The 22,292-nt window shown below is 36.1% G+C and carries 16 protein-coding genes; all 16 read left to right on the top strand.

The features are described 5' to 3' along the window. The 16 genes from FA046_RS02160 (at nt 1) to FA046_RS02085 (ending at nt 22,100) form a co-directional block, all read left to right on the top strand. Nucleotides 1-951 carry a pectinesterase family protein gene (locus FA046_RS02160; protein WP_136824714.1) on the top strand — a complete coding sequence of 317 codons (951 nt, stop codon included), beginning with the start codon at nt 1-3 and terminating at the stop codon, nt 949-951. 71 nt (nt 952-1,022) lie between these two features. Beyond that, on the top strand, nt 1,023-2,657 hold the full coding sequence (locus tag FA046_RS02155; RefSeq protein WP_136824713.1) for a glycoside hydrolase family 43 protein: 1,635 nt from the start codon (nt 1,023-1,025) through the stop codon (nt 2,655-2,657). Between the two features lie 13 nt (nt 2,658-2,670). Next, nucleotides 2,671-3,810 carry a right-handed parallel beta-helix repeat-containing protein gene (locus tag FA046_RS02150; RefSeq protein ID WP_136824712.1) on the top strand — a complete coding sequence of 380 codons (1,140 nt, stop codon included), beginning with the start codon at nt 2,671-2,673 and terminating at the stop codon, nt 3,808-3,810. A 43-nt stretch (nt 3,811-3,853) separates the two neighbouring features. Then, nucleotides 3,854-4,828 carry a pectinesterase family protein gene (locus tag FA046_RS02145; protein WP_136824711.1) on the top strand — a complete coding sequence of 325 codons (975 nt, stop codon included), beginning with the start codon at nt 3,854-3,856 and terminating at the stop codon, nt 4,826-4,828. A gap of 18 nt (nt 4,829-4,846) precedes the next feature. Continuing rightward, entirely contained in the window at nt 4,847-5,794 is a 948-nt protein-coding gene (locus FA046_RS02140) for a pectinesterase family protein (protein WP_136824710.1), read from the top strand. 1 nt (nt 5,795) lies between these two features. Further along, on the top strand, nt 5,796-8,261 hold the full coding sequence (locus tag FA046_RS02135) for a glycoside hydrolase family 95 protein (RefSeq protein WP_136824709.1): 2,466 nt from the start codon (nt 5,796-5,798) through the stop codon (nt 8,259-8,261). A 14-nt stretch (nt 8,262-8,275) separates the two neighbouring features. Further along, a complete protein-coding gene (locus FA046_RS02130; protein WP_136824708.1) occupies nt 8,276-9,094 on the top strand; it encodes an SMP-30/gluconolactonase/LRE family protein in 819 nt (272 codons plus the stop codon). Between the two features lie 6 nt (nt 9,095-9,100). Then, a complete protein-coding gene (locus FA046_RS02125) occupies nt 9,101-10,051 on the top strand; it encodes an alpha/beta hydrolase (RefSeq protein ID WP_136824707.1) in 951 nt (316 codons plus the stop codon). Nucleotides 10,052-10,903: 852 nt separating this feature from the next. Continuing rightward, nucleotides 10,904-11,668 (top strand): SDR family oxidoreductase, encoded by a 765-nt coding sequence (locus FA046_RS02120; RefSeq protein ID WP_136824706.1) that lies wholly within the window; start codon nt 10,904-10,906, stop codon nt 11,666-11,668. A gap of 10 nt (nt 11,669-11,678) precedes the next feature. Further along, nucleotides 11,679-12,509, top strand: coding sequence for a 5-dehydro-4-deoxy-D-glucuronate isomerase (kduI, locus tag FA046_RS02115; RefSeq protein WP_136824705.1), 831 nt, complete (start codon nt 11,679-11,681; stop codon nt 12,507-12,509). Nucleotides 12,510-12,666: 157 nt separating this feature from the next. After that, entirely contained in the window at nt 12,667-14,385 is a 1,719-nt protein-coding gene (locus FA046_RS02110; RefSeq protein WP_136824704.1) for a glycoside hydrolase family 28 protein, read from the top strand. Between the two features lies 1 nt (nt 14,386). Next, a complete protein-coding gene (locus FA046_RS02105; protein WP_136824703.1) occupies nt 14,387-16,327 on the top strand; it encodes a glycoside hydrolase family 88 protein in 1,941 nt (646 codons plus the stop codon). Continuing rightward, nucleotides 16,297-17,853, top strand: coding sequence for a tagaturonate reductase (locus FA046_RS02100; protein WP_225870863.1), 1,557 nt, complete (start codon nt 16,297-16,299; stop codon nt 17,851-17,853). Before FA046_RS02105 ends, FA046_RS02100 begins: the two co-directional genes overlap by 31 nt. 4 nt (nt 17,854-17,857) lie before the next feature. Then, nucleotides 17,858-19,507, top strand: coding sequence for a UxaA family hydrolase (locus FA046_RS02095; protein WP_394347361.1), 1,650 nt, complete (start codon nt 17,858-17,860; stop codon nt 19,505-19,507). Between the two features lie 56 nt (nt 19,508-19,563). Continuing rightward, nucleotides 19,564-20,970, top strand: coding sequence for a glucuronate isomerase (gene uxaC / locus FA046_RS02090; RefSeq protein WP_136825307.1), 1,407 nt, complete (start codon nt 19,564-19,566; stop codon nt 20,968-20,970). A gap of 110 nt (nt 20,971-21,080) precedes the next feature. Next, nucleotides 21,081-22,100 carry a sugar kinase gene (locus tag FA046_RS02085; RefSeq protein WP_136824701.1) on the top strand — a complete coding sequence of 340 codons (1,020 nt, stop codon included), beginning with the start codon at nt 21,081-21,083 and terminating at the stop codon, nt 22,098-22,100. The last annotated feature ends 192 nt before the right edge of the window (nt 22,101-22,292 follow it).

Genomic DNA, 22,292 nt, shown 5'->3' with positions numbered 1-22,292 from the left:
ATGAAAAAGTATCTTTTATTTTTCTTGATTTTAAGTTTTAGTCTTTTATCGGCGAAAGCCAAAGATTATGATTTTGTGGTAGATGCTAATGGAAGTGCAGATTTTAAAACTATTAAAGAAGCTTTTGATGCCGTACCCGATTTTAGAAAAGTAACCAGTACTATCTTTATTAAAAACGGCATTTATAAAGAGAAATTGGTATTAGCTGCATCTAAAAAGATGGTAAAAATCATCGGCGAAAGCCAAGCCAATACCATTTTAACTTATGATGATTATGCCCAAAAGAAGAATGTTTTTGGTGAGGAGAAAGGCACATCAGGTTCTGCTTCTTTTTATGTTTATGGCGACGATTTTTCTGCCGAGAATATCACTTTTGCAAATTCATCTGGGCCGGTGGGGCAAGCAGTTGCAATTTGGGTTGCCGGAGATAAATCGCATTTTAAAAACTGTAAATTTTTAGGCTTTCAAGATACTTTGTACACTTATGGTTATGGCAGCAGACAATTTTTTGAAGACTGCTACATAGAAGGAACTACCGATTTTATTTTTGGATCAGCAACCGCAGTTTTTAAAAATTGCGAGATTTTTTGTAAAAAAGGAGGACAGTATATTACCGCAGCTTCTACGCCAGATTCTACAAAGTTTGGTTACGTTTTTATCAATTGCAATATTAAAGGAGAAGAAGGAGCGTCTTATTTTTTAGGTCGGCCGTGGCGTCCTTTTGCCAAAACCGTGTTTATCAATTGTGATTTAGGCGCTTTTATTAAACCAGAAGGTTGGGACCATTGGGGTAAAGAATCTAATAAAGAAACCGCTTTTTACGCCGAATATCAAAATAAAGGTATCGGCTTTAAGCCTGATAAAAGAGTAAAATGGTCTCATCAACTTAGTGATGATGAAGTGAAAAATTACAGTCTGAATAATATATTAAGAGGCTGGCAACCCAATTAAATTTTTACCAATTATAATATATCGTTTTTTTAATTCGGTATCAATGATTATCCATTTTCAAAATTATTTTCATGATCAAAGCTTTTCAATATTTAACCATTCTAGTAAGTTTAGTAAGCACTTCTTTCGCACAACAAGCAACTAAGAACGAGGTTTCCAAAGTTTGGGTCTCTGATCAAGGCAATGGAACTTATAAAAATCCTGTTTTAAATGCAGATTATTCAGATCCGGATGCGATAAGAGTTGGCGAGGATTATTATTTAACTTCCTCTAGTTTTGAGCATATCCCAGGGCTACCCATTTTACATTCTAAGGATATGGTAAACTGGACGCTCATTAACCATGCATTAAAAAAACAGCCGCCATTTAATGTTTTTAACAAGCCTCAACATGGAAACGGAGTTTGGGCGCCTGCTATTCGTTACCATAATAATGAGTTTTATATTTACTATCCCGATCCTGATTATGGCATTTACATGGTAAAAACTAAAGATCCTGCCAAAGATTGGTCAACACCATTATTGGTATATCCCGGCAAGGGAATTATAGATCCTTGTCCGTTTTGGGATGAAGATGGTAAAGCTTGGTTAACACATGCTTATGCTGGGAGTAGAGCAGGTATTAAAAGCATTATTTCCATAGCACCCATGAATACTGATGGAACAGAAGTTACTGGGGAAAGTATGGTGGTATATGATGGTCACGAAACCGACCCAACCATTGAAGGGCCTAAAGTTTATAAGAGAAATAATTACTATTATCTTTTTGCGCCTGCTGGGGGAGTATCAACAGGCTGGCAATTGGTTTTGCGGTCAAAAAATATCTTAGGTCCTTATGAAAGAAAAGTAGTGATGGATGAAGGAAAAAGCGAAATTAATGGTCCACACCAAGGCGCTTGGGTAAGCACCCCAAAAGGCGAAGATTGGTTTTTTCATTTTCAAGATAAAGATGCTTATGGACGAGTGGTGCATTTACAACCCATGAAATGGATAAATGATTGGCCAGTAATTGGGTTGGATAAAGATGGTGACGGAATTGGAGAACCTGTTTTAACTTATAAAAAGCCAGCTATTGGCAAAACTTATCCTATTCAAACTCCGGCAGAATCTGATGAGTTTAATGATAAAGAATTGGGTAAACAATGGCAATGGGAAGCTAATTGGGTGGGTAATTGGTTAATGACAGCCAATAATGGAAAACTAAGATTATATGCTCATGCTACAGATAGTGCCCGTAATCTTTGGGATGTGCCTAATATTATTGGGCAAAAGTTTCCGGCCGATGAATTTACTGCCACTACCAAATTAAAGTTTACTCCAAATCCCAATTTAAAAACTAAGAATGAAGAAGCCGGCCTAGTAATATTGGGTTTAAGTTACGCCAATCTTTCTATTAAAAGTAAAACAGATGGATTGTATCTGGTAAAAGGAATTTGTGAAAAAGCGGATAAAGGAAATCCAGAAATTGAAACCATCATCACCAAATTAAACACTGCAGAAGTTTGGTTAAAAGTTAAAGTTGATAAAGGGGCAAAATGTACTTTTTCTTACAGTTTAGACGGAATCACCTATACAGAAGCCATTCAAAATTTTCAGGCTTTACCGGGTAAATGGGTAGGTGCTAAAATAGGTTTGTTTAGTACCGGAAACACAAAAATTAACGATACAGGCTATGCCGATTTTGACTGGTTTAGGATAGATAAATAAAAAAAATTAGTTCATGACATATTTAAAAAAGCAAAATCTAATACTCAGTTTTTTATCTTTTGTGCTTATTTTTTTAATAACGCAATCTTGTTCTGTAGCTAAAAATAGTTTAACAGGAAAAACCGAGTTGAAAGTAAGTACCGTTCAAGAAGTTTTTGATGCAGTAAAAATTGCCAAACCCGGAGATGTAATTTTGGTGCAGGGCGGAGCGTATTTATTTGATAAAAGAATTGATATTAAAACAAGCGGTACCTTAACAGATAAAATTGTTTTTAAGGCGGATGAAAAAAGCGCTAGCCGACCAAAATTTAATTTCACTGCTTTGCCAGAAGATGATTCTAACCAAGGAATAATTTTGAGAGCCAGTAATTGGCACATCAAAGGATTAGATATTTTTAATGCCGGCGACAACGGTTTATTGATTGCCGGCGGAAGCAATAATATCATTGAATTTTGTACATTTTCTGAATGTTCTGATACAGGTTTGCAATTGGTTGCTGGTGCGGCAAACAACCTGATATTAAACTGCGATTCTTACCATAACGCCGATTCTAAAATTGAAAATGCCGATGGTTTTGCTTGTAAAATTGATGCTGGTACTGGCAATAAGTTTGAAGGATGCCGAGCTTGGCAAAATTTGGATGATGGTTGGGATGGCTACTTAAAAAACACTGATAATATTACAACCACCTACATTAACTGCTGGGCTTTTAATAACGGAGAGTTGAAGGATGGAAAACCTAGCGGTGGCGATGGCAACGGTTTTAAATCTGGCGGAAGCGATGATAAATTGTTAAAACACAATGCAGTTTATGAAAATTGCATTTCGGTTTCAAACCTTAAAAAAGGCTTTGATCATAACAGCAACCGTGGTGAAGTTACTTTAATAAATTGCAAAGCATACAACAATCAGCAAGCTAATATGGGTTTCGGCAGCAAGAATCCACTATCAAAACTAACCATTAAAAATTCGCTGGTTTATGGTGAAGTAGGAGGTTTAAATGCCGATGTGAAGGATATCGAGAATAATAGCTGGCAAAATTCTTCGGCATTAAAAGCTAGTGATTTTAAAAGCTTAGATACTGAAGAACTTTATAAGCCCCGCAAAGCAGATGGAAGTTTGCCTGAAATAGACTTTTTAAAACTGAAATAATCTCTTTTAAATGATTAGGAGCGAGTTCGTAAAATAATTGGGTATGAAAAAAATTAGTCTGTTTACTTTTTTGCTTACGCTGATGCTGGGTTTACAAGCTCAACAGCAGCCTTTAAAATTCACCGTTGCTCAAGATGGTAGTGGCGATTTTAAAACTATTCAAGAAGCGGTAAACAAGGTAAGAGATCATTCACAAAAAAAGGTCACCATCTTTATCAAAAACGGAATTTATAAAGAGAAATTAGTGATTCCATCTTGGAAAAAAAACATCGCTTTAATTGGCGAAAGCCAAGCGCAAACCATTATTACCAATGATGATTATTCGGGGAAAGATTTTTTGGGAAAAGACCAAACTGGAAGTGCAAAATACAGCACTTACACTTCTTACACCGTTTTAATGCAAGCCAATGATTGTAGTTTAGAAAATTTAACCATTAAAAACACAGCGGGTAAAGTTGGGCAAGCCGTAGCTTTGATGATTGAAGCCGATAGATGTGTGGTTAAAAGTTGTGAAATTCTTGGAAATCAGGATACGCTTTATTTGGCAAAAGATGGTAGAAACTATTTTGAAAATTGCTACATAGAAGGCACTACCGATTTTATTTTTGGAGAAGCCACTGCGGTTTTTGAAAACTGCACCATCAAGAGTTTACATAATTCTTTTATCACCGCTGCATCAACCACCAAAGAGCAAGCTTTTGGTTTCGTTTTTTTGAGCTGTAAATTAATTGCTGCTGATGGAATAGATAGAGTTTATTTAGGAAGACCTTGGCGGCCGTATGCAAAAACCGTTTTTATAAACACAGAAATAGGGGCGCATATTAAGCCCGAAGGTTGGGACCCTTGGAAAGGAGATGCCATGTTTCCTGATAAAGAAAAAACGGTTTTCTATGCCGAATATAAAAATTTGGGTGCTGGAGCAGCAATTTCTAACCGAGTGAAATGGGCTAGGCAACTTAAATCGGCGGAAGCCAAAAAATATACGCTTAAAAATATTTTTAGAGATTGGAATCCATAAATCCATAAAATAAACCTGATGAAGAAAACATTGTTTACTTTTTTATTCCTTGGATTTGGCGCTCTTGCTTATTCCCAAACCAAAATAGTAGTTTCCCAAGATGGCGATGGTAATTTCAAAACCGTTCAGCAAGCTTTAAATGCGGTGCCGCTTCATAATAAAGAGAAGGTAGAAATATACATCAAAAATGGCGTTTATAAAGAGAAATTGCTTTTAGATTCTACCAAAAACAACGTTAAATTGATTGGTGAAGATCAGTTTAAAACCATTTTAACTTATGATGATTCCCCTAGCAAAGTAGTTAAAACGGGATCGCCAATAAATACGCAATCATCGTATAGTTTTTTGGCTTTAGCCGATGATTTTTCTGCAGAAAATATAACTTTTCAAAACGATGCAGGTTTTACAGCCGGACAGGCTGTTGCCTTAGAAGTACGTGGCGACAGGGCGGTTTTTAAAAATTGTAGAATTATCGGGAATCAAGATATTCTCTATTTAAATGCAGAAGGTAGCCGTCAATATTATGAGAATTGTTACTTAGAGGGCACCACCGATTTTATTTTTGGTTCGGCTACTGCGTGGTTTCAAAACTGTCATATTCAAAGCAATAAGAATTCGCATGTTACGGCAGCTTCAACGCCACAAAATAATTCTTATGGCTATGTTTTTTACAATTGCGTTTTAACTGGCGATACTTCTTTAAACAAAGTTTCGCTCGGTAGGCCATGGCGTCCTTACGCTAGTGTGGCCTATATTCATTGTTATATGGGACCGCATATCAAATCAGAAGGTTGGTCGGTGTGGAATAAATTAGATACGTTTCCGCTATCGCGATATGTTGAATATGAAAATTATGGTCCTGGGGCGCAACCCTCAAGTAGAGTAAGCTGGTCTAAGCAATTATCATCGGCAGAAGCCAAAGAATACACCATAAAAAACGTGTTTAAAAATTGGAATCCTAAATAAGATGAAAAAAACGCTACATATTTTACTACTCCTTGCTATTATTCAGTGTAGTGCATTTGGTCAGAATAAATATAAATTATGGTATAACAAGCCTGCGAAAAATTGGAATGAGGCCCTGCCTTTAGGGAATGGCCGACTGGGGATGATGGTTTTTGGTAATCCTGCGATTGAGCAATTGCAACTCAATGAGGAAACTGTTTGGGCGGGTGAGCCCGGAAATAATGTGCCAGAGAATAAATTTGAGGATATTCAACAAATTAGAAAATTACTGTTTGAAGGCAAAAATCAAGAAGCGCAAGATCTCTCCAATACTGCATTTCCAAGAAAGGCCCCTAGCGACCTAAATTATGGAATGCCTTATCAATCGGTAGGGAATTTATGGCTTAATTTTCCTGGTCATGAGCAGTTTAAAAATTACACCCGTGATTTAGATATTGAACAATCAATTTCATCTGTAAGCTATACTGTGGATGGCGTAAAGTATAAAAGAGAATTTTTTTCTTCCTTTACAGATGATATCATGATTGTGCGCTTAACAGCCAATAAGCGTAAAAGCATCACTTTTGATATCAATGTAACCAGCCCTCAAAAAAATCAAAGTATTAAAGTAAATAACAATCGATTGCTGCTTAATGGATTTAGTGGATCGAATGATAATAAGACGGGTAAGATTAAATTTGAGATGCAAGTGAAGCCGGTGTTAAAAGGTGGGACTTTAACATCAACAGAAAATCAGTTGCAAATTAAAAACGCCGATGAGGTTATTTTGTACGTTTCTATTGCTTCAAATTTTAAAAGCTATAAAGATATTTCTGCTAATTCTACTTTAAAAGCTACGGAAATATTGGATAAAGCTGTTCTTATTTCTTATGATAAAGCTAAAGAGCAGCACATTAAGAAATACCAGAATTACTTTAAAAGGGTTGATTTAATGCTGGGTGATTCTCCGCAATCTCTTAAAACCACAGACGTAAGGATAAAAGAATTTGCAACCAATCAAGATCCGCAATTGGTGTCTTTATATTTTCAGTTTGGGAGGTATCTTTTGATATCAAGCTCTCAACCGGGAGGTCAGCCCGCTAATCTTCAAGGAATTTGGAATGATAAACTTTCGCCTCCTTGGGATAGTAAATACACGGTTAACATTAATACGGAAATGAATTACTGGCCTGCTGAAGTCACTAATCTAAGTGAAATGCATCAGCCATTGTTTTCAATGATTAAAGATCTTTCAGAAACTGGTGTAGAAAGTGCCAAAAAAATGTATCACGCCAGAGGGTGGAATATGCATCATAATACAGATTTATGGAGAATTACTGGGGTAGTTGATGGTGGTTTTTATGGGGTTTGGCCCATGGGTGGCGCATGGCTTACCCAACATTTATGGCAACACTATTTATTCACTGGCGATAAAGCTTTTTTAAAAGAATATTATCCGGTTTTAAAAAATGCGGCATTATTCTATCTAGATGTTTTACAAGAAGAGCCAAGCAATAAGTGGCTGGTGGTATCACCATCTATGTCGCCTGAAAACACTTATGAGAAAAGTGTAGCTATTACGGCGGGTACTACAATGGATAACCAACTGGTATTTGATGTTTTTAATAATATCATTAAGGCTGCTGAGATTTTAAAGACGGATGAGCAATTTGTAGACTCTGTAAAAAGTTCTTTAAAAAGGTTGCCACCGATGCAAATTGGGCAGTATAATCAGTTACAGGAATGGTTAAAAGATTTAGACAAGCCGGCAGACAAACATCGCCATATTTCACACCTTTATGGATTATTTCCTTCTGGTCAAATCTCCCCATTTAGAAATCCCGAATTATTTGAAGCTGCTAAAAATTCGCTTACCTATCGTGGCGATAAATCAACTGGTTGGTCTATGGGATGGAAAGTGAATTGGTGGGCTAGATTATTGGATGGAGAAAGAGCCTATAAATTGATTTCAGATCAATTGAATCCAGCGCCAGAAGAAACCAATGGGCAATCTGGTGGCACATATCCTAATTTATTGGATGCTCATCCCCCGTTTCAAATTGACGGTAATTTTGGTTGTACCGCCGGGATTTCTGAGATGTTGATGCAAAGTTACGATGGAGATATTTTTCTTTTGCCTGCATTACCAAATGCATGGAGAGATGGATACGTAAAGGGTTTAAAAGCCAGAGGTGGTTTTGAAATTGACATGAAATGGGAGAATAAAAAAATCAAAGAACTCACCGTTTATTCTAAATTAGGTGGAAATTGCCGATTAAGGCTTTATGCCGAAGTGGAATTAATAGGAGATGCGATTTTAAAAGCAGCAGTAGGAGAAAATACAAATTCTTTTTATGCGGTAAATATTGTAAAACAACCTTTAATTTCAACAAAAGCAGTATTAAAAGGAATTGAAATTCAGGGAACTACTCTGTCAGATTTTGAGACAGAAGCTGGGGGAACTTATTATTTTAAAGCTAAAAAATAATCTTATTCAAAATCATGAAAAATAGTCTAATTCTTTGCTTCCTTTTATTTGTTGTTACTGCAAATGCGCAAGTTACGCTCACTAAACTTTGGGAAACTACAGATTTGCCCACACCCGAATCGGTTTTGCCAACTAAAAATGGAAAAAGCCTGTATGTGTCTTTAATAGACGGCGATGCCGCTAAAGCAGATGGAAAAGGTGGAATTGCAATTTTAAGTGAAGACGGAAAAATCATCAATAAAAATTGGGTAACCGGTTTAAATGCACCCAAAGGAATGGGTATTTATAAAGGAAAACTTTACGTTGCTGATCTTAATGAAGTGGTGGTGATTGAGGTAAAAGCAGGAAAAATCACCAATAAAATTCCTGTAGAAGGAACCGTATTTTTAAATGATATTGCCATAGACGCTAAAGGTGGAGTGTATGTTTCTGATACCAGATTAGGGCATATTTATAAAATTGAAAACAACAAAGTCGCACTTTATTTAGATAAAATGACCAATGCCAACGGCTTAAAAGTAGTTGGTGATAATCTTTTTATTTTAAGCGGACCAACATTATTAAAGGTAGATGCGGAAAGGAAAATAACCACAATTGCTAAAGGGTTAGCATCTGGCGGAGATGGAATTGAGCCCATTGCTGCAAATACTTTTTTAGTTTCTTGTTGGGTTGGTTTAGTGTATGAAGTTAAAATGGATGGAACAGTAACCCAATTAATGGATACCCGAAAGCAAAAAATTAATACAGCTGATTTGGGTTATAACGCTCAAAAAAAGACAGCTTACATTCCAACTTTTTTTAAAAACTCAGTAATAGCGTACCAATTGAAATAAATTTTAATGAAGATATTTTGGATTTTTCTTTTCGTGTTATTTACAAATTCGGCTTTAGGCCGGCAAAAAACCAATATTCCTAGAGATACCAGTTTTACTTTGCAAAGCACTTTTATCAAGGAGAAAAAGAAATTTCCTTTTATTACCATTGCCGATTCTCTGCTAAGCAAAAATCTCTTATTAAAAGGGAATTTAGTTTATAAAAAGATTGGGGACAGAGCGCTGCATTTAGATATTATTTATCCTAAAAAGAAGATAAAAAATGGTTATCCAGCTGTTATTTTAATTCATGGTGGTGGCTGGCGCTCTGGTGATAGATCTCAAACCATAGCCATCGCCAAAAAAATTGCCGAAAGTGGTTATGTAACTGTTGCTGTGGAGTATAGATTATCATTAGAAGCAGCATATCCTGCCGGATTACAAGATGTTAGATCAGCTATTCGCTGGATGAGAGAAAACGCTAAAAAGTACCGAATCAATTCTAATAAAATAGCGGCAATGGGTTTTTCTTCTGGTGGCCAAATGGCGGCTTTATTAGGCACAACCAATGGAGATAAAAAATACGATGGACCCACAGCAGATTCAAAAATAGCTGGCGACATACAAGCCGTTATAGATGTAGATGGCGTTTTAGCTTTCCATCATCCCGAATCTTCTGAAAGTGTTGTAGCTGCTCAATGGTTAGGCGGAACTTATTTAGATAAACCAGAAATTTGGAACGAGGCATCGGCTTTAAGCCATGTGGATAAAAACTCGGTTCCAATAATTTTTATCAATAGCTCCACACCTAGGTTTCATGGCGGAAGAGATGACATGGTTAAAAAACTAAATAGCTTTAATATTTATTCAGAAATACATGAGTTTCCCAATACGCCACATCCTTTTTGGTTTTTTAATCCTTGGTTTAGCCCAACGGTAAATTACACCATTAAGTTTTTAGATCGCGTTTTTAAATAGCGATAATTGGGCATCCAGCTTCGAGAAAATTTGTGTCTTAAAAAAAGCGTTTAATTTTTTGCCACGAATACACGAATAAAACACTAATGCATTAAGGAGATTAAGCTATCGCAAATAAAAAAGTTTAAATGATTTGGAAGAATAGCCATCCAGCTTCGAGAAAATTCGTGTATTCGTGGCAAGAAAAACTTTATTTAATTTGTGTCACCAACCCAGCTTCGAGAAAATTTGTGTCTTAAAAAAAAAGCGTTTAATTTTTTGCCACGAATACACGAATGAAACACTAATGCATTAAGGAGATAAGCTATTGCAGATAAAAAGTTTAAATGATTTGGAAGAATAACCACCCAGCTTCGAGAAAATTTGTGTCTTAAAAAAAAGCGTTTAATTTTTTGCCACGAATACACGAATAAAACACTAATGCATTAAGGAGATAAGCTATTGCAGATAAAAAGTTTAAATGATTTAGGAAGAATAGCCATCCAGCTTCGAGAAAATTCGTGTATTCGTGGCAAAAAAAACTTTATTTAATTTGTAGTCACCAACCCAGCTTCGAGGAAATTCGTGTGTTCGTGGCTATAAAAAATTTAAACCTAAGTTTGTATTTTAGCTCTGAGATCTCTGTGTTCTTAGTGGTTAAAATTTCACTTTCAACTATACCCTTCGCATTTAAAACACGATCATCCCTAATCACACTTTACGCAAACCTTACCGGCATCGATTGCATAAATAAATAGGCTATATTGGCATCAAAAACAGGTTAATAATGATTAAAATTGTTAATAAACCAAGATTTCTAATCAATCAGAAATATTTTTTAAACCAACACAAACAATATTTTATTAAAGAAAAATGATGAATTTATTTGATTTAAGTGGGAAAGTTGCTTTGGTTACCGGCTGTAATAAAGGCATTGGTAAAGGGATGGCTTTAGCACTTGCTGCGGCTGGAGCTGATATTATTGGCGTATCTGCAAATATGCCATTAAGTGGAGGCGAAACCGAAATGGAGGTTCAAAAACTAGGTAAAAAATTTAAGGCTTATCAATGCGATTTTGGCAATAGAGAAGCTTTAGAGTCGTTCATAGTAACAGTACTAGCAGAAAACCCAGTCATAGATATTTTGGTGAATAACGCAGGCACCATCATGCGTAAACCAATAGCAGAACATCCAAATGAATATTGGGATAATGTTTTAGCCATCAATTTAGATGCACCATTTATTTTAACCAGAGAAATTGGAGCAAGAATGCTAGAACATGGCTCGGGTAAAGTCATATTTACTGCTTCTCTTTTAACTTTCCAAGGTGGAATTACTGTACCTGGTTATGCCGCAAGTAAAGGAGCAATAGGTAGTTTAGTAAAAGCTTTTGCTAATGAATGGGCATCAAAAGGGGTTAATGTAAATGCAGTAGCGCCAGGTTACATAGCAACAGATAATACCGAAGCATTAAGAAACGACGAAGAAAGAAGTAAATCTATACTCGGCAGAATTCCGGCCGGAAGATGGGGCACCCCAGAAGATTTTGGTGGAGTTACCGTTTTTTTAGCATCAAAAGCAGCAGATTATGTACATGGAACCATTATCACCGTTGATGGTGGTTGGATGGGCAGATAAAATTTAGAACATGAAACAAAGATATCACAACAGCCAAAAAGAAGTAAAAGGAATGAACACCGCAGAACTGCGTGAACAATTTCTGATAGAAGAGTTAATGAAAAATGGAGAAGTAGTTTTTACTTACAGCCATTATGATAGAATTATTGTTGGTGGCGCAGTGCCCACAACTAAAGCCTTGGCACTAGAAAATTATCCAATGCTTAAAGCCGATTTCTTTTTAGAAAGAAGAGAGCTAGGCGTAATTAATGTTGGTGGCGAAGGAAGTATTACCGTAGACGGAACAACTTACGATGTAGCTAAAAAAGATTGTTTATACATAAGCAGAGGAAGCAAAGAAGTGAGTTTTACTTCTGTATCTGCAAGTGAGCCAGCACAATTTTATATTCTTTCTGCTCCGGCACATAAAGAATATCCTACCACATTAATGAAAGAAGCGGCAGCTACCCCAGTAGTTTTAGGCTCTGCAGATACTTCTAATCATAGAACAATTCATAAATATATTTATGCAGATGGCATTCAAAGTTGCCAGTTAGTAATGGGTTTAACCACTTTAACAACAGGTAGTGTTTGGAATACCATGCCATCTCACACACATGATAGAAGAATGGAAGCCTATTTCTATTTTGATTTAGCTGAAGACCAAACGCTATTTCATTTTATGGGCGAACCACAAGAAACTCGTCACCTTTTAGTGCATAATCACCAGGCAATCATCAGTCCACCATGGTCTATACACTCTGGTTGTGGTACCGCTAGTTATTCTTTTATATGGGGAATGGGCGGCGAAAACCAAGATTATGGTGATATGGATATTATAAAAATTACAGATATAAAATAAACCAAATAAAGCTTTAAGCCCCCGTTTTTCATTTTTTTTCTATTGGTTAGTTCAAATGTTTTAAGGGGGCTTTTTAAATTAAACAAACGCATAAATAACTTAGGTTAATTTTTAAATAAATAGCCTAAGTTATTTGTGTTAAAACGGGGAAAAATAAATGAAAAATCTAAAATCAGCAATTTTAATGGGCCTTGTTTTTGAGGTTTTACTATTATCATGCTCAGCTAAAACAGTTAAATCAGCAATAAGTAATTCATCAGAAATTACAGATTCACTGGCTTTTATCAATTATTTTAAGGTTAAAATGCCCATTATAAAAACTCCGGTTTTTAGAAAAGATACCTTTGATATTTTAAAGTTTGGGGCTAAGGCCGATGGAATTACACTCAATACTAAAAGTATTAATGATGCAATTATTGCTTGTAACAAAAAAGGTGGCGGCGTAGTTTTAATTTCTAGTGGGTTATGGCTAACTGGTCCGGTAGAGTTAAAAAGCAATGTAAATTTGCATTTAAAGAGGGGCGCAATTTTGCTTTTCACACCAGATAAATCTCAATATAAATTAATAGAAGGTAATTGGGAAGGTAAAAAAGCAGTTAGAAATCAATCACCAATTTCAGGCACTAACTTAGAAAATATTGCCATTACAGGTTCTGGAATTATAGATGGTAACGGAGATGTTTGGAGAGCGGTTAAAAAAGATAAATTAACAGAATCTCAGTGGAAAAAGCTGGTAGCATCTGGCGGATTGTTAAATGCCGATAAAAGAATTTGGTTTCCATCTGACAGCTATTTAAAAGGAGATCAAACTAAAGATGCCGGCGTCATTCAACCCGGTAAATCTTTAGCAGATTATCAGGATATGAAAGATTTCTTTCGTCCTAACTTAATGGTTCTTACCAATTGTAAAAAGGTTTTATTAGAAGACGTAACCTTTCAAAATTCACCAGCTTGGGGTTTACACCCATTAATGTGTGAAGATCTTACCCTAAAAAACCTAACCGTTAAAAACCCTTGGTACGCACAAAATGGCGATGGCGTTGATATAGAATCATGTAAAAATGTGATGATAGAAGGCTCTACTTTTGATGTTGGCGATGATGGAATTTGTATCAAATCTGGCAGAGATGAGGATGGTAGGAAAAGAGGAATGCCAACAGAAAATGTAATTGTAAGAAACAATGTGGTTTACCATGCACATGGCGGCTTTGTAATAGGTAGCGAGATGTCTGGCGGAGCTAAAAATCTTTTCGTTTATAAAAATTCTTTTATTGGTACCGATATAGGTTTACGTTTTAAAACCACCAGAGGCCGAGGAGGCGTGGTAGAAAAAATTTACATCTCTGATATCAACATGAGTGATATTGCTGGCGAGGCTATTTTATTTGATATGTATTACATGGCAAAAGATCCGGTTCCTTTAGCTGGCGAAAAAGCCGATGCTCCAAAAGTAGTTTTACTTCCAGTAACAGAAGAAACTCCTCAATTTAAAGATTTTCATATCAGAAATGTAGTTTGTAACGGTGCCGCTAAAGCAATATTTATTAGAGGTTTGCCTGAGATAAACATTCAAGATATTCACTTTGAAAACATAGTTATTCAGTCTGATAAAGGAGTAGAAATTTCAGAAGCTAGTAATGTAACCTTCAAAAATTTGAGTTTACTAAGCACTAAAACTGATCATTTAATTGCTGTTGGAAACAGTAAGCAAATTAGCTTTAATGCCTTAAAACCATTAGCTGATTTTAAAACTCTTTTAAATCTATCAGGCGAAAAAACATCAGGAGTGAGCATTTCAAATTCAACGATTCCTGCAGCAAAAGAAAAAGTAACCTACAGTCTCGGAGCAAATTCTTCTTCATTAACCATCAAATAATATGAATCATTTTCAAAAATATAGTGTCGCATTATTAATCCTACTAACTGTAGTTAGTTCTTGTGCTTCTTATAAAACGGCTAATGTAAAAGATCAGAAAAGCCTTTCAGAAGAAATGGCTAAAACCGTTTTAGTGAAATGGCCTTTTCCAATAGAAAATGAAAGTCGCCCTTTAAAATGGACTTATGAAACAGGAGTTTACTTAGAAGGCGTATCCAATGTTTGGAAACGTACCGGAAATGGAGATTACTATAATTACGTACAAAGAAGTATGGATAATTTTGTAGGAGAAGATGGCAAAATCAAAACCTACAAGTTAGAAGATTATAATATTGATAACGTACGCACCGGCAGATCTCTGTTATTGATGTATCAGGTTACCGGAAAAAAGAAATATTATACCGCTGCTGCCGAGCTTAGGAAGCAATTAAAAGATCATCCACGTACAAAAGGAGGTAGCTTTTGGCATAAAAAGATTTATCCACACCAGGTTTGGTTAGATGGATTATATATGGGAATGCCATTTTTAGCAGAGTGGGCAGCAGAATTTCATGAGCCTGAAGCTTTTGATGATATTGCCAACCAGTTTATACATATAGAAAGTGTAGCCAGAGACGCAAATTCTGGATTGATTTATCACGGCTGGGACGAATCTAAAGAACAAGCTTGGGCTAATAAAACCACCGGAAACTCCCCTCATTTTTGGGGCCGAGCGATGGGATGGTACGGGATGGCTTTAGTGGATGTTTTAGATAACTTTCCAGCAAATCACCCAAAAAGAAAAGACCTGATTGCAATTTTAGAACGTTTTTCTACTGCTATAGAAAAAAGTCAGGATGCTAAATCTGGTTTGTGGTACCAAGTAATGGATAAACCAACCGGAAAAGGAAATTATTTGGAAGCTTCTGCAGCTAACATGTTTGTATATGCGTTAGCTAAAGGGGTAAGGTTGGGTTATTTACCTTCAAAATTCGAGTCGGTGGCGGCAAAAGCATATAAAGGCATCCAAAAAGAATTTTTAGAAGTTGATGATAAAGGATTATTACACCTTAACGGCACCGTAAGCGTTGCTGGTTTAGGCGGAAAACCATACAGAGATGGTAGTTATGAGTATTACTTGAGCGAAAAAGTAATTCAGGATGATGCCAAAGGAATGGGTGCATTTATTTTGGCTAGCAATGAAATGGAGCTAAGAAATATTCCTGCTGTGGGTAATGGTAAAACTGTAATGCTTGATAATTATTTTAATAACGAGTTTAGAATAGATATTACAGGTAAAAAAGAAAGCTTTCATTACGTTTGGGACGAGTGGGATAATAACGGTTTTGGGCTTTTAGGAGAAAGCATCAGAAACATGGGCGCAAAAACAGAAACCTTAAAAGATGCACCTACACTTTCAAATTTAGGCAAAGCCGATGTGTACATCATTGTAGATCCTGATACCAAAAAGGAAACAGAAAAACCAAACTTTATGGATGCTACTTCCATTACAAATATTACCAATTGGGTAAAAAATGGAGGTGTTTTATTATTGTTGGCTAATGATTCTACCAATGCAGAATTAGATCGTTTTAACGGATTATCAAAAGCTTTTGGAATAGAGTTTAAAAAGGAAATGAAAAACCCAGTAATTGGTACCCAATATGAAATGGGAATGATTAGCATCCCAAAAGGAAATATGGTTTTCCCATCGGGTCCTAATGCTTATTTAAAAGAAATTAGCACTTTAAATTTAACAGCGCCAGCAACACCAGTAGTAACCCATAAAGGAGATGTGGTAATGGCAATTTCTAAATTAGGTAAAGGAACTGTGTTTGCCGTTGGCGATCCTTGGTTATATAATGAGTATATAGATGGCAGAAGACTTTCTGATAGCTTCCAAAATTTAACGGCTACTAAAGAATTAATGGAATGGCTTTTAAAGCAAGTCCCAAAGAAATAATTAAGAAAATGATTTTAAATAAATTAAATATCCACGCTGTAAATAAAGATAAAGTAACCGTTCCGGAGTATGCTATCTTTAATTTGCCAGAAAAAGTTTTACAATTTGGAACAGGCGTTTTATTAAGAGGCTTGCCTGATTATTTTATTGATAAAGCAAACAGACAAGGTGTTTTTAATGGCAGAATTGTAGTCGTAAAATCAACCGACCAAGGTTCTACCAGTGATTTTGATGAGCAAGATTCGCTCTATACTTTATGTATAAAAGGGATTGAAAACGGCGAAACTATTGAGCAAAATATTATTTCATCAGCCATTAGCAGAGTGTTAACTGCTGGCAAACAATGGGATCAAATTTTAGAATTAGCCGCTAGTGAATCTTTAGAAATCGTCATCAGCAATACCACAGAAGTTGGAATTCAACTGGTAGAAGATGATGTTTATGCAAAACCACCGCTTTCTTTTCCGGGTAAATTGTTGGCTTTATTGCTTCATAGATACAAAAAATTTAATGGTGCAAAAGACAAGGGTTTAGTAATTGTTCCAACAGAATTAATTGTTGATAATGGAACCAAGCTAGAAGAAATTGTGATCATGTTGGCTAAAAGAAACAACCTACCAAACGGATTTATAGCCTGGATAAAAAATCACAATTCTTTTTGTAATTCTTTGGTTGATTGTATTGTACCAGGCAAACCAGATGCCGAGCAAATTAGCAATCTGCAAACCGAATTAGGCTATGAAGATAATTTATTAATCTCTTCTGAAGTTTACAGACTTTGGGCCATACAAGGCGATAGAAAAATAAGCGAAAAACTCACTTTTGCCAAAGCAGATAAAGGCGTAGTCATTACTCCTGATATTAATTTACACCGCGAGTTAAAGCTTCGTTTACTAAACGGCACACATACTTTAAGTTGTGGATTAGCCTATTTATCAGGTTTTGATAACGTAAAATCTGCAATGGACGATGCATCAACAGCAGATTTTATTTCAAATTTAATGAGGAATGAAATTGCTCCGGCAATTCCTTACAAGGTTACAAAAGAACAAACAGACGATTTCTCTTACAAGGTTTTAGATCGGTTTCGTAATCCACATATCAACCACCAATGGTTAAGTATTACGGCAAATTTTACATCAAAACTTAAAATGAGAGTAGTGCCCATCTTGCTTCAATACCAAGAAGTGTTTAAATCGGCGCCAAATTTAATGGCTTTAGGTTTTGCGGCTTATATCAGGTTTATGAAGCCCGAAATCCAAAAAGGAACAGAGGTTTTTGGCTCTTTTGAAGGTAAAAAATACCTGATTAATGATACCAAGGCAGCCCATTTAGCTGATTTGTGGAATAAAAATTCGCAAGATAAAATTGTTGATGCCGTCTTAAATGACACCCTTCTTTGGGGAGATAAATTAACCATTATTCCGGGCTTTAGTAAAGCAGTAAATCAGTACTTAAGTAAAATGGATAGCCAAGCTGCGCTTAAAGAAATGGTGAAAAGTGAAATAGCAAAAATTCAATCTTAGTATCATGGAAAGAGTATTAAAAGTTCATCCAAAAGATAATTTGCTGGTTGCATTAACAAATCTTTTTAAAGGCGAAATCATCATTTTTCATGATGAAAAAATCACCCTTTTAGATGATGTAAAAGCCAAGCATAAATTTGTAACCGTAGATTTAAAGCAAGGTCAAGAAATCATCATGTATGGTGTTTTAGTGGGTAAAGCACAAATTGATTTAAAAGCCGGAAACCTAATTACCACCGCAAATATTAAGCATGCCGCCAATTCTTTTGAAGTTGGCGAAAGAAATTTGGCTTGGGATAAACCCGATGTAAGCAAATGGCAAAATGCTACTTTCAATGGTTTTCATAGGCCGGATGGAAGCGTTGGAACTGCAAATTATTGGTTAGTGATACCAATGGTTTTTTGCGAAAACAGAAATTTAGAGGTTTTACAAGAAGCATTAGTTACGCCTTTAGGTTATGGTCGCAAAAAAGCATACCAAAATCAAGCGCTTAAATTAATTGATTTGTATCAGGCTGGTGCCGATGTAGAAACCATCATAAACGCTGATATTTTTATTGAAGAACAAGCAGAGAAAAGTAAAAGGCTTTTCCCTAACGTAGATGGAATTAAGTTTTTAAATCACGATGGCGGTTGTGGCGGAATAAGACAAGATGCCGAAACACTTTGCGGCTTATTAGCTGGTTACATTACCCATCCAAATGTGGCGGGCGCAACGGTATTAAGTTTAGGCTGTCAAAATGCTCAAGTGCCTATTTTAGAAGCTGAGATTAAAAAAAGAGATCCAAATTTTAGTAAACCACTTTATATTTTAGATCAACAAAAAGTAGGTACCGAAGCAGATTTACTAGCCGCAGCCATTAAACAAACTTTTGCTGGCTTAATGCAAGCCAATCAAAACACCAGAAAACCCGCTCCATTAAGTGAAATCACTATTGGTTTAGAATGTGGTGGTTCTGATGGTTTCTCAGGCATTTCGGCAAATCCGGCTATTGGTTATACTTCAGATTTATTAGTGGCTTTAGGTGGTAAAGTAATCCTTGCCGAATTCCCTGAGCTTTGTGGTGTAGAACAAAACTTAAGCGATAGATGTGTGACCGCAGAAGAAGCCACTCGTTTTTCATCATTAATGAAAACCTATAACCAAAGAGCGGTTGAAGCAGGTTCTGGTTTTGACATGAATCCTTCACCAGGGAACATTAAAGACGGTTTAATTACCGATGCCATTAAATCAGCCGGTGCAGCAAAAAAAGGAGGAACTTCTCCCGTTGTAGCCATTTTAGATTATCCAGAAAAAGTAACCAAACCAGGTTTAAACTTATTATGTACGCCAGGTAATGATGTAGAATCTACCACAGCAGAAGTAGGCTCCGGAGCAAATTTAGTGTTGTTTACTACGGGTTTAGGTACGCCAACAGGCAATCCAATTACACCAGTGGTAAAAATCTCTAGCAATACTACGCTCTTTAATAAAATGAGTGATATTATGGATGTAAATACCGGAAGCATTATTGATGGTGAGGAAACAATTTACCAAGCTGGAGAAAGAATTTTAGATTACCTCATAAAAGTAGCTAGTGGAGAAATTGAGGTAGCAGCAGTAAAACACGTACAAGACGATTTTATCCCTTGGAAAAGAGGGGTTTCATTATAAATATTTAAATAAGTTTTAAAATGGATATTTTAGATACCATTCGTACACTAAGTACGATGAAAGACGGAGCGGTAATCCCAGAAGATTTTTTACTTTATTCTGAAAAGGCAAAAATTCTTTATCATGATTATGCTAAAGATATGCCGATTATAGATTACCATAATCACTTGCCTCCGCAAGAAATTGCCGAGAATAAAAAGTTTAAAAATATCACTGAAATTTGGTTAAAAGGCGATCATTACAAATGGAGAGCCATGCGTACTTTGGCAGTAAACGAACGTTTTATTACTGGTGATGCATCTGATGAAGAGAAATTTAATGCTTGGGCAAAAGTAGTTCCTGCAACAATCAGAAACCCATTATTTCATTGGACACACATGGAACTAAAAAATCCATTTGGGGTAAATTCATTTTTAAATGAAGGTTCGGCGAAGGAAATTTATCAACATAGTAATCAACTTTTAGCTCAGGATAATTTCTCAACCCAAGGTTTGTTAAAGCAATTTAACGTGAAAATGGTGGGCACAACTGATGATCCTACAGATAGTTTAGCATACCACAAAGCTTTAATTGATCAAAATTTTGAGATCAAAGTAAAACCATCCTTCCGTCCTGATAAATCTTTGATAATTGGTGATGCAGCAACTTACAGAGCTTACATAGCCAAACTATCTGCTGCTTCGGGCGTAGAAATTAAAGATGTAGAGTCTTTAATTGCAGCTCTAAGAAACAGGATTGATTTTTTTGCAGCTCATGGATGCTCTATTTCAGATCATGGTTTAACTACCGTTCCTGCAAAACTAACTTTAACTGATGCGCAAAAATCAGAGTTTGCTAAATTTTTAAGCGGCGCCGTAGATACTTTTTCTGATACGGATGCTTTCGCTGGATATGTTTTAACAGCAGTAAGCAAAATCTACCACGAAAAAGGTTGGGTGCAACAATTTCACTTAGGTGCCATTAGAAATAATAACCATGGGATGATGCGTCAGCTTGGTCCAGATACAGGTTATGATTCTATTGGCGATTTTAAACAAGCACAAAGTTTATCTAATTTCTTAGGAAATTTAAGTTTAGATGATCAGTTGGCTAAAACCATTATCTACAATTTAAACCCTGCAGATAACGATGTTTTTGCAACCATGATTGGAAACTTTGCCGATGGAAAAACTAAAGGAAAAGTGCAATTTGGCTCTGGCTGGTGGTTTTTAGATCAGAAAGACGGAATGGAAAAGCAATTGAATTCTTTATCTAACATGGGCGTTTTAAGCACTTTTGTTGGGATGTTAACAGATTCTAGAAGCTTTCTTTCTTACTCTCGTCATGAGTATTTCCGTAGAGTACTATGTAATTTATTGGGAAGCGAAATGGAAAATGGTCAAATCCCTGATGATGAAAAGTGGATTGGTAAAATTGTACAGGACATATCTTACAACAACGCAAAAGAATATTTTAGCTTGTAATTATTAATAGCCCACGGTTTAAACCGTGGGCTATTTAAATTCACGGCCAAGCAGGTTCTCTTGCAGAGGACTCTGCGATAAAATAGATTTGTTATTTTTAAAGCATTTTCATGAAAAAAGTCCTTTGTTTTGGCGAATTGTTACTGCGTATTTCTCCTTCACCAGCAGATGATTTATTAAGTGAAAATAATCCTTTCACACTATACATGGGTGGCGCCGAAGCTAATGCGGCAACAGCTTTAGCAGGTTGGAATGTTCCAGTGAAATACTGCACAGTTTTGCCAGATAATTTTATGTCACGCCATGTGTTAGACTATTTAGAGTACAAAGGAATTTTTACTTCGGCCATACTTTTTGCTGGTAAAAGAATAGGCGTTTATTATTTAGAACGTGGTGCCGATTTAAAAGGCAGTATGGTATATGATCGTGAGCATTCTTCTTTTTCTGAATTAAAAAGAGGAATGATAGATTGGGATAAAGTGTTAAGAGATGTTTCGTGGTTTAATTTTACAGCCATTAGTCCGGCATTAAATGAAAACGTAGCCGATGTTTGCCTAGAAGCTTGCGAGGCTGCCGCACAAAAAGGGATTACCATTTCTTGCGATTTAAACTACAGAGCCCGGTTATGGAAATACGGTAAAGAACCAATAGAAATTATGCCCAAATTAGCAGCATATTGTGATGTACTGATGGGAAATATCTGGTCGGCAAATAGTTTGTTGGGTACCTCAATTGATGAAAACATTCATGCTAAAGGCAATAGAAAAGATTATTTGGCTCATGCCGAAGCCACCGCAAAGGAGTTGATTCAAAAATTCCCAAAATGCAAAACTGTAGCTAACACTTTTAGGTTTGATAGCGATAGCAATTTGTTAAACTATTATACCGCTTTATTTACTCAAGGAAAATCTTACCACTCGCCAGAGTTGAGTTGCGAAGGCGTAGTTGACCGTTCAGGTAGCGGCGACTGTTTTATGGGCGGGTTAATTTATGGCTTTTACAACCAACATCAAGCTCAAGAAATTGTAGATTACGCTACAGCAGCTGCTTTTGGCAAACTGCAAGAACAAGGCGATGCAACTACTCAGGATGTTTTAACTGTTAAAAAGGGAAATATTGACCATAAATAGCCCACGGTTTAAACCGTGGGCTATGTAAATTGAATTTAGTTGAAACCGTTTCAACGGTTTATCAGTGAGATAATAATGCGTTAGGGATTGCAGTGAAAATCCTTTTTGTTTTTCACAAAAAGATTGTAACGTAAAGCCCGCTCGAACGCCCAAAACACAAAACACAAAAAAAGGTCCGCAGAAAACCACAGA

It is taken from the genome of Pedobacter cryophilus (assembly GCF_005116455.1).
Lineage (GTDB): Bacteria > Bacteroidota > Bacteroidia > Sphingobacteriales > Sphingobacteriaceae > Pseudopedobacter > Pseudopedobacter cryophilum.
This window is presented reverse-complemented; position numbering and strand designations above follow the sequence as displayed.

What these genes read in the sequence shown, in the direction of transcription:
- FA046_RS02160 (WP_136824714.1), top strand. Translation starts at nt 1, where the DNA reads ATGAAAAAGTATCTTTTATTTTTCTTGATTTTAAGTTTTAGTCTTTTA.
- FA046_RS02155 (WP_136824713.1), top strand. Translation starts at nt 1,023, where the DNA reads ATGATCAAAGCTTTTCAATATTTAACCATTCTAGTAAGTTTAGTAAGC.
- FA046_RS02150 (WP_136824712.1), top strand. Translation starts at nt 2,671, where the DNA reads ATGACATATTTAAAAAAGCAAAATCTAATACTCAGTTTTTTATCTTTT.
- FA046_RS02145 (WP_136824711.1), top strand. Translation starts at nt 3,854, where the DNA reads ATGAAAAAAATTAGTCTGTTTACTTTTTTGCTTACGCTGATGCTGGGT.
- FA046_RS02140 (WP_136824710.1), top strand. Translation starts at nt 4,847, where the DNA reads ATGAAGAAAACATTGTTTACTTTTTTATTCCTTGGATTTGGCGCTCTT.
- FA046_RS02135 (WP_136824709.1), top strand. Translation starts at nt 5,796, where the DNA reads ATGAAAAAAACGCTACATATTTTACTACTCCTTGCTATTATTCAGTGT.
- FA046_RS02130 (WP_136824708.1), top strand. Translation starts at nt 8,276, where the DNA reads ATGAAAAATAGTCTAATTCTTTGCTTCCTTTTATTTGTTGTTACTGCA.
- FA046_RS02125 (WP_136824707.1), top strand. Translation starts at nt 9,101, where the DNA reads ATGAAGATATTTTGGATTTTTCTTTTCGTGTTATTTACAAATTCGGCT.
- FA046_RS02120 (WP_136824706.1), top strand. Translation starts at nt 10,904, where the DNA reads ATGATGAATTTATTTGATTTAAGTGGGAAAGTTGCTTTGGTTACCGGC.
- kduI (WP_136824705.1), top strand. Translation starts at nt 11,679, where the DNA reads ATGAAACAAAGATATCACAACAGCCAAAAAGAAGTAAAAGGAATGAAC.
- FA046_RS02110 (WP_136824704.1), top strand. Translation starts at nt 12,667, where the DNA reads ATGAAAAATCTAAAATCAGCAATTTTAATGGGCCTTGTTTTTGAGGTT.
- FA046_RS02105 (WP_136824703.1), top strand. Translation starts at nt 14,387, where the DNA reads ATGAATCATTTTCAAAAATATAGTGTCGCATTATTAATCCTACTAACT.
- FA046_RS02100 (WP_225870863.1), top strand. Translation starts at nt 16,297, where the DNA reads ATGGCTTTTAAAGCAAGTCCCAAAGAAATAATTAAGAAAATGATTTTA.
- FA046_RS02095 (WP_394347361.1), top strand. Translation starts at nt 17,858, where the DNA reads ATGGAAAGAGTATTAAAAGTTCATCCAAAAGATAATTTGCTGGTTGCA.
- uxaC (WP_136825307.1), top strand. Translation starts at nt 19,564, where the DNA reads ATGAAAGACGGAGCGGTAATCCCAGAAGATTTTTTACTTTATTCTGAA.
- FA046_RS02085 (WP_136824701.1), top strand. Translation starts at nt 21,081, where the DNA reads ATGAAAAAAGTCCTTTGTTTTGGCGAATTGTTACTGCGTATTTCTCCT.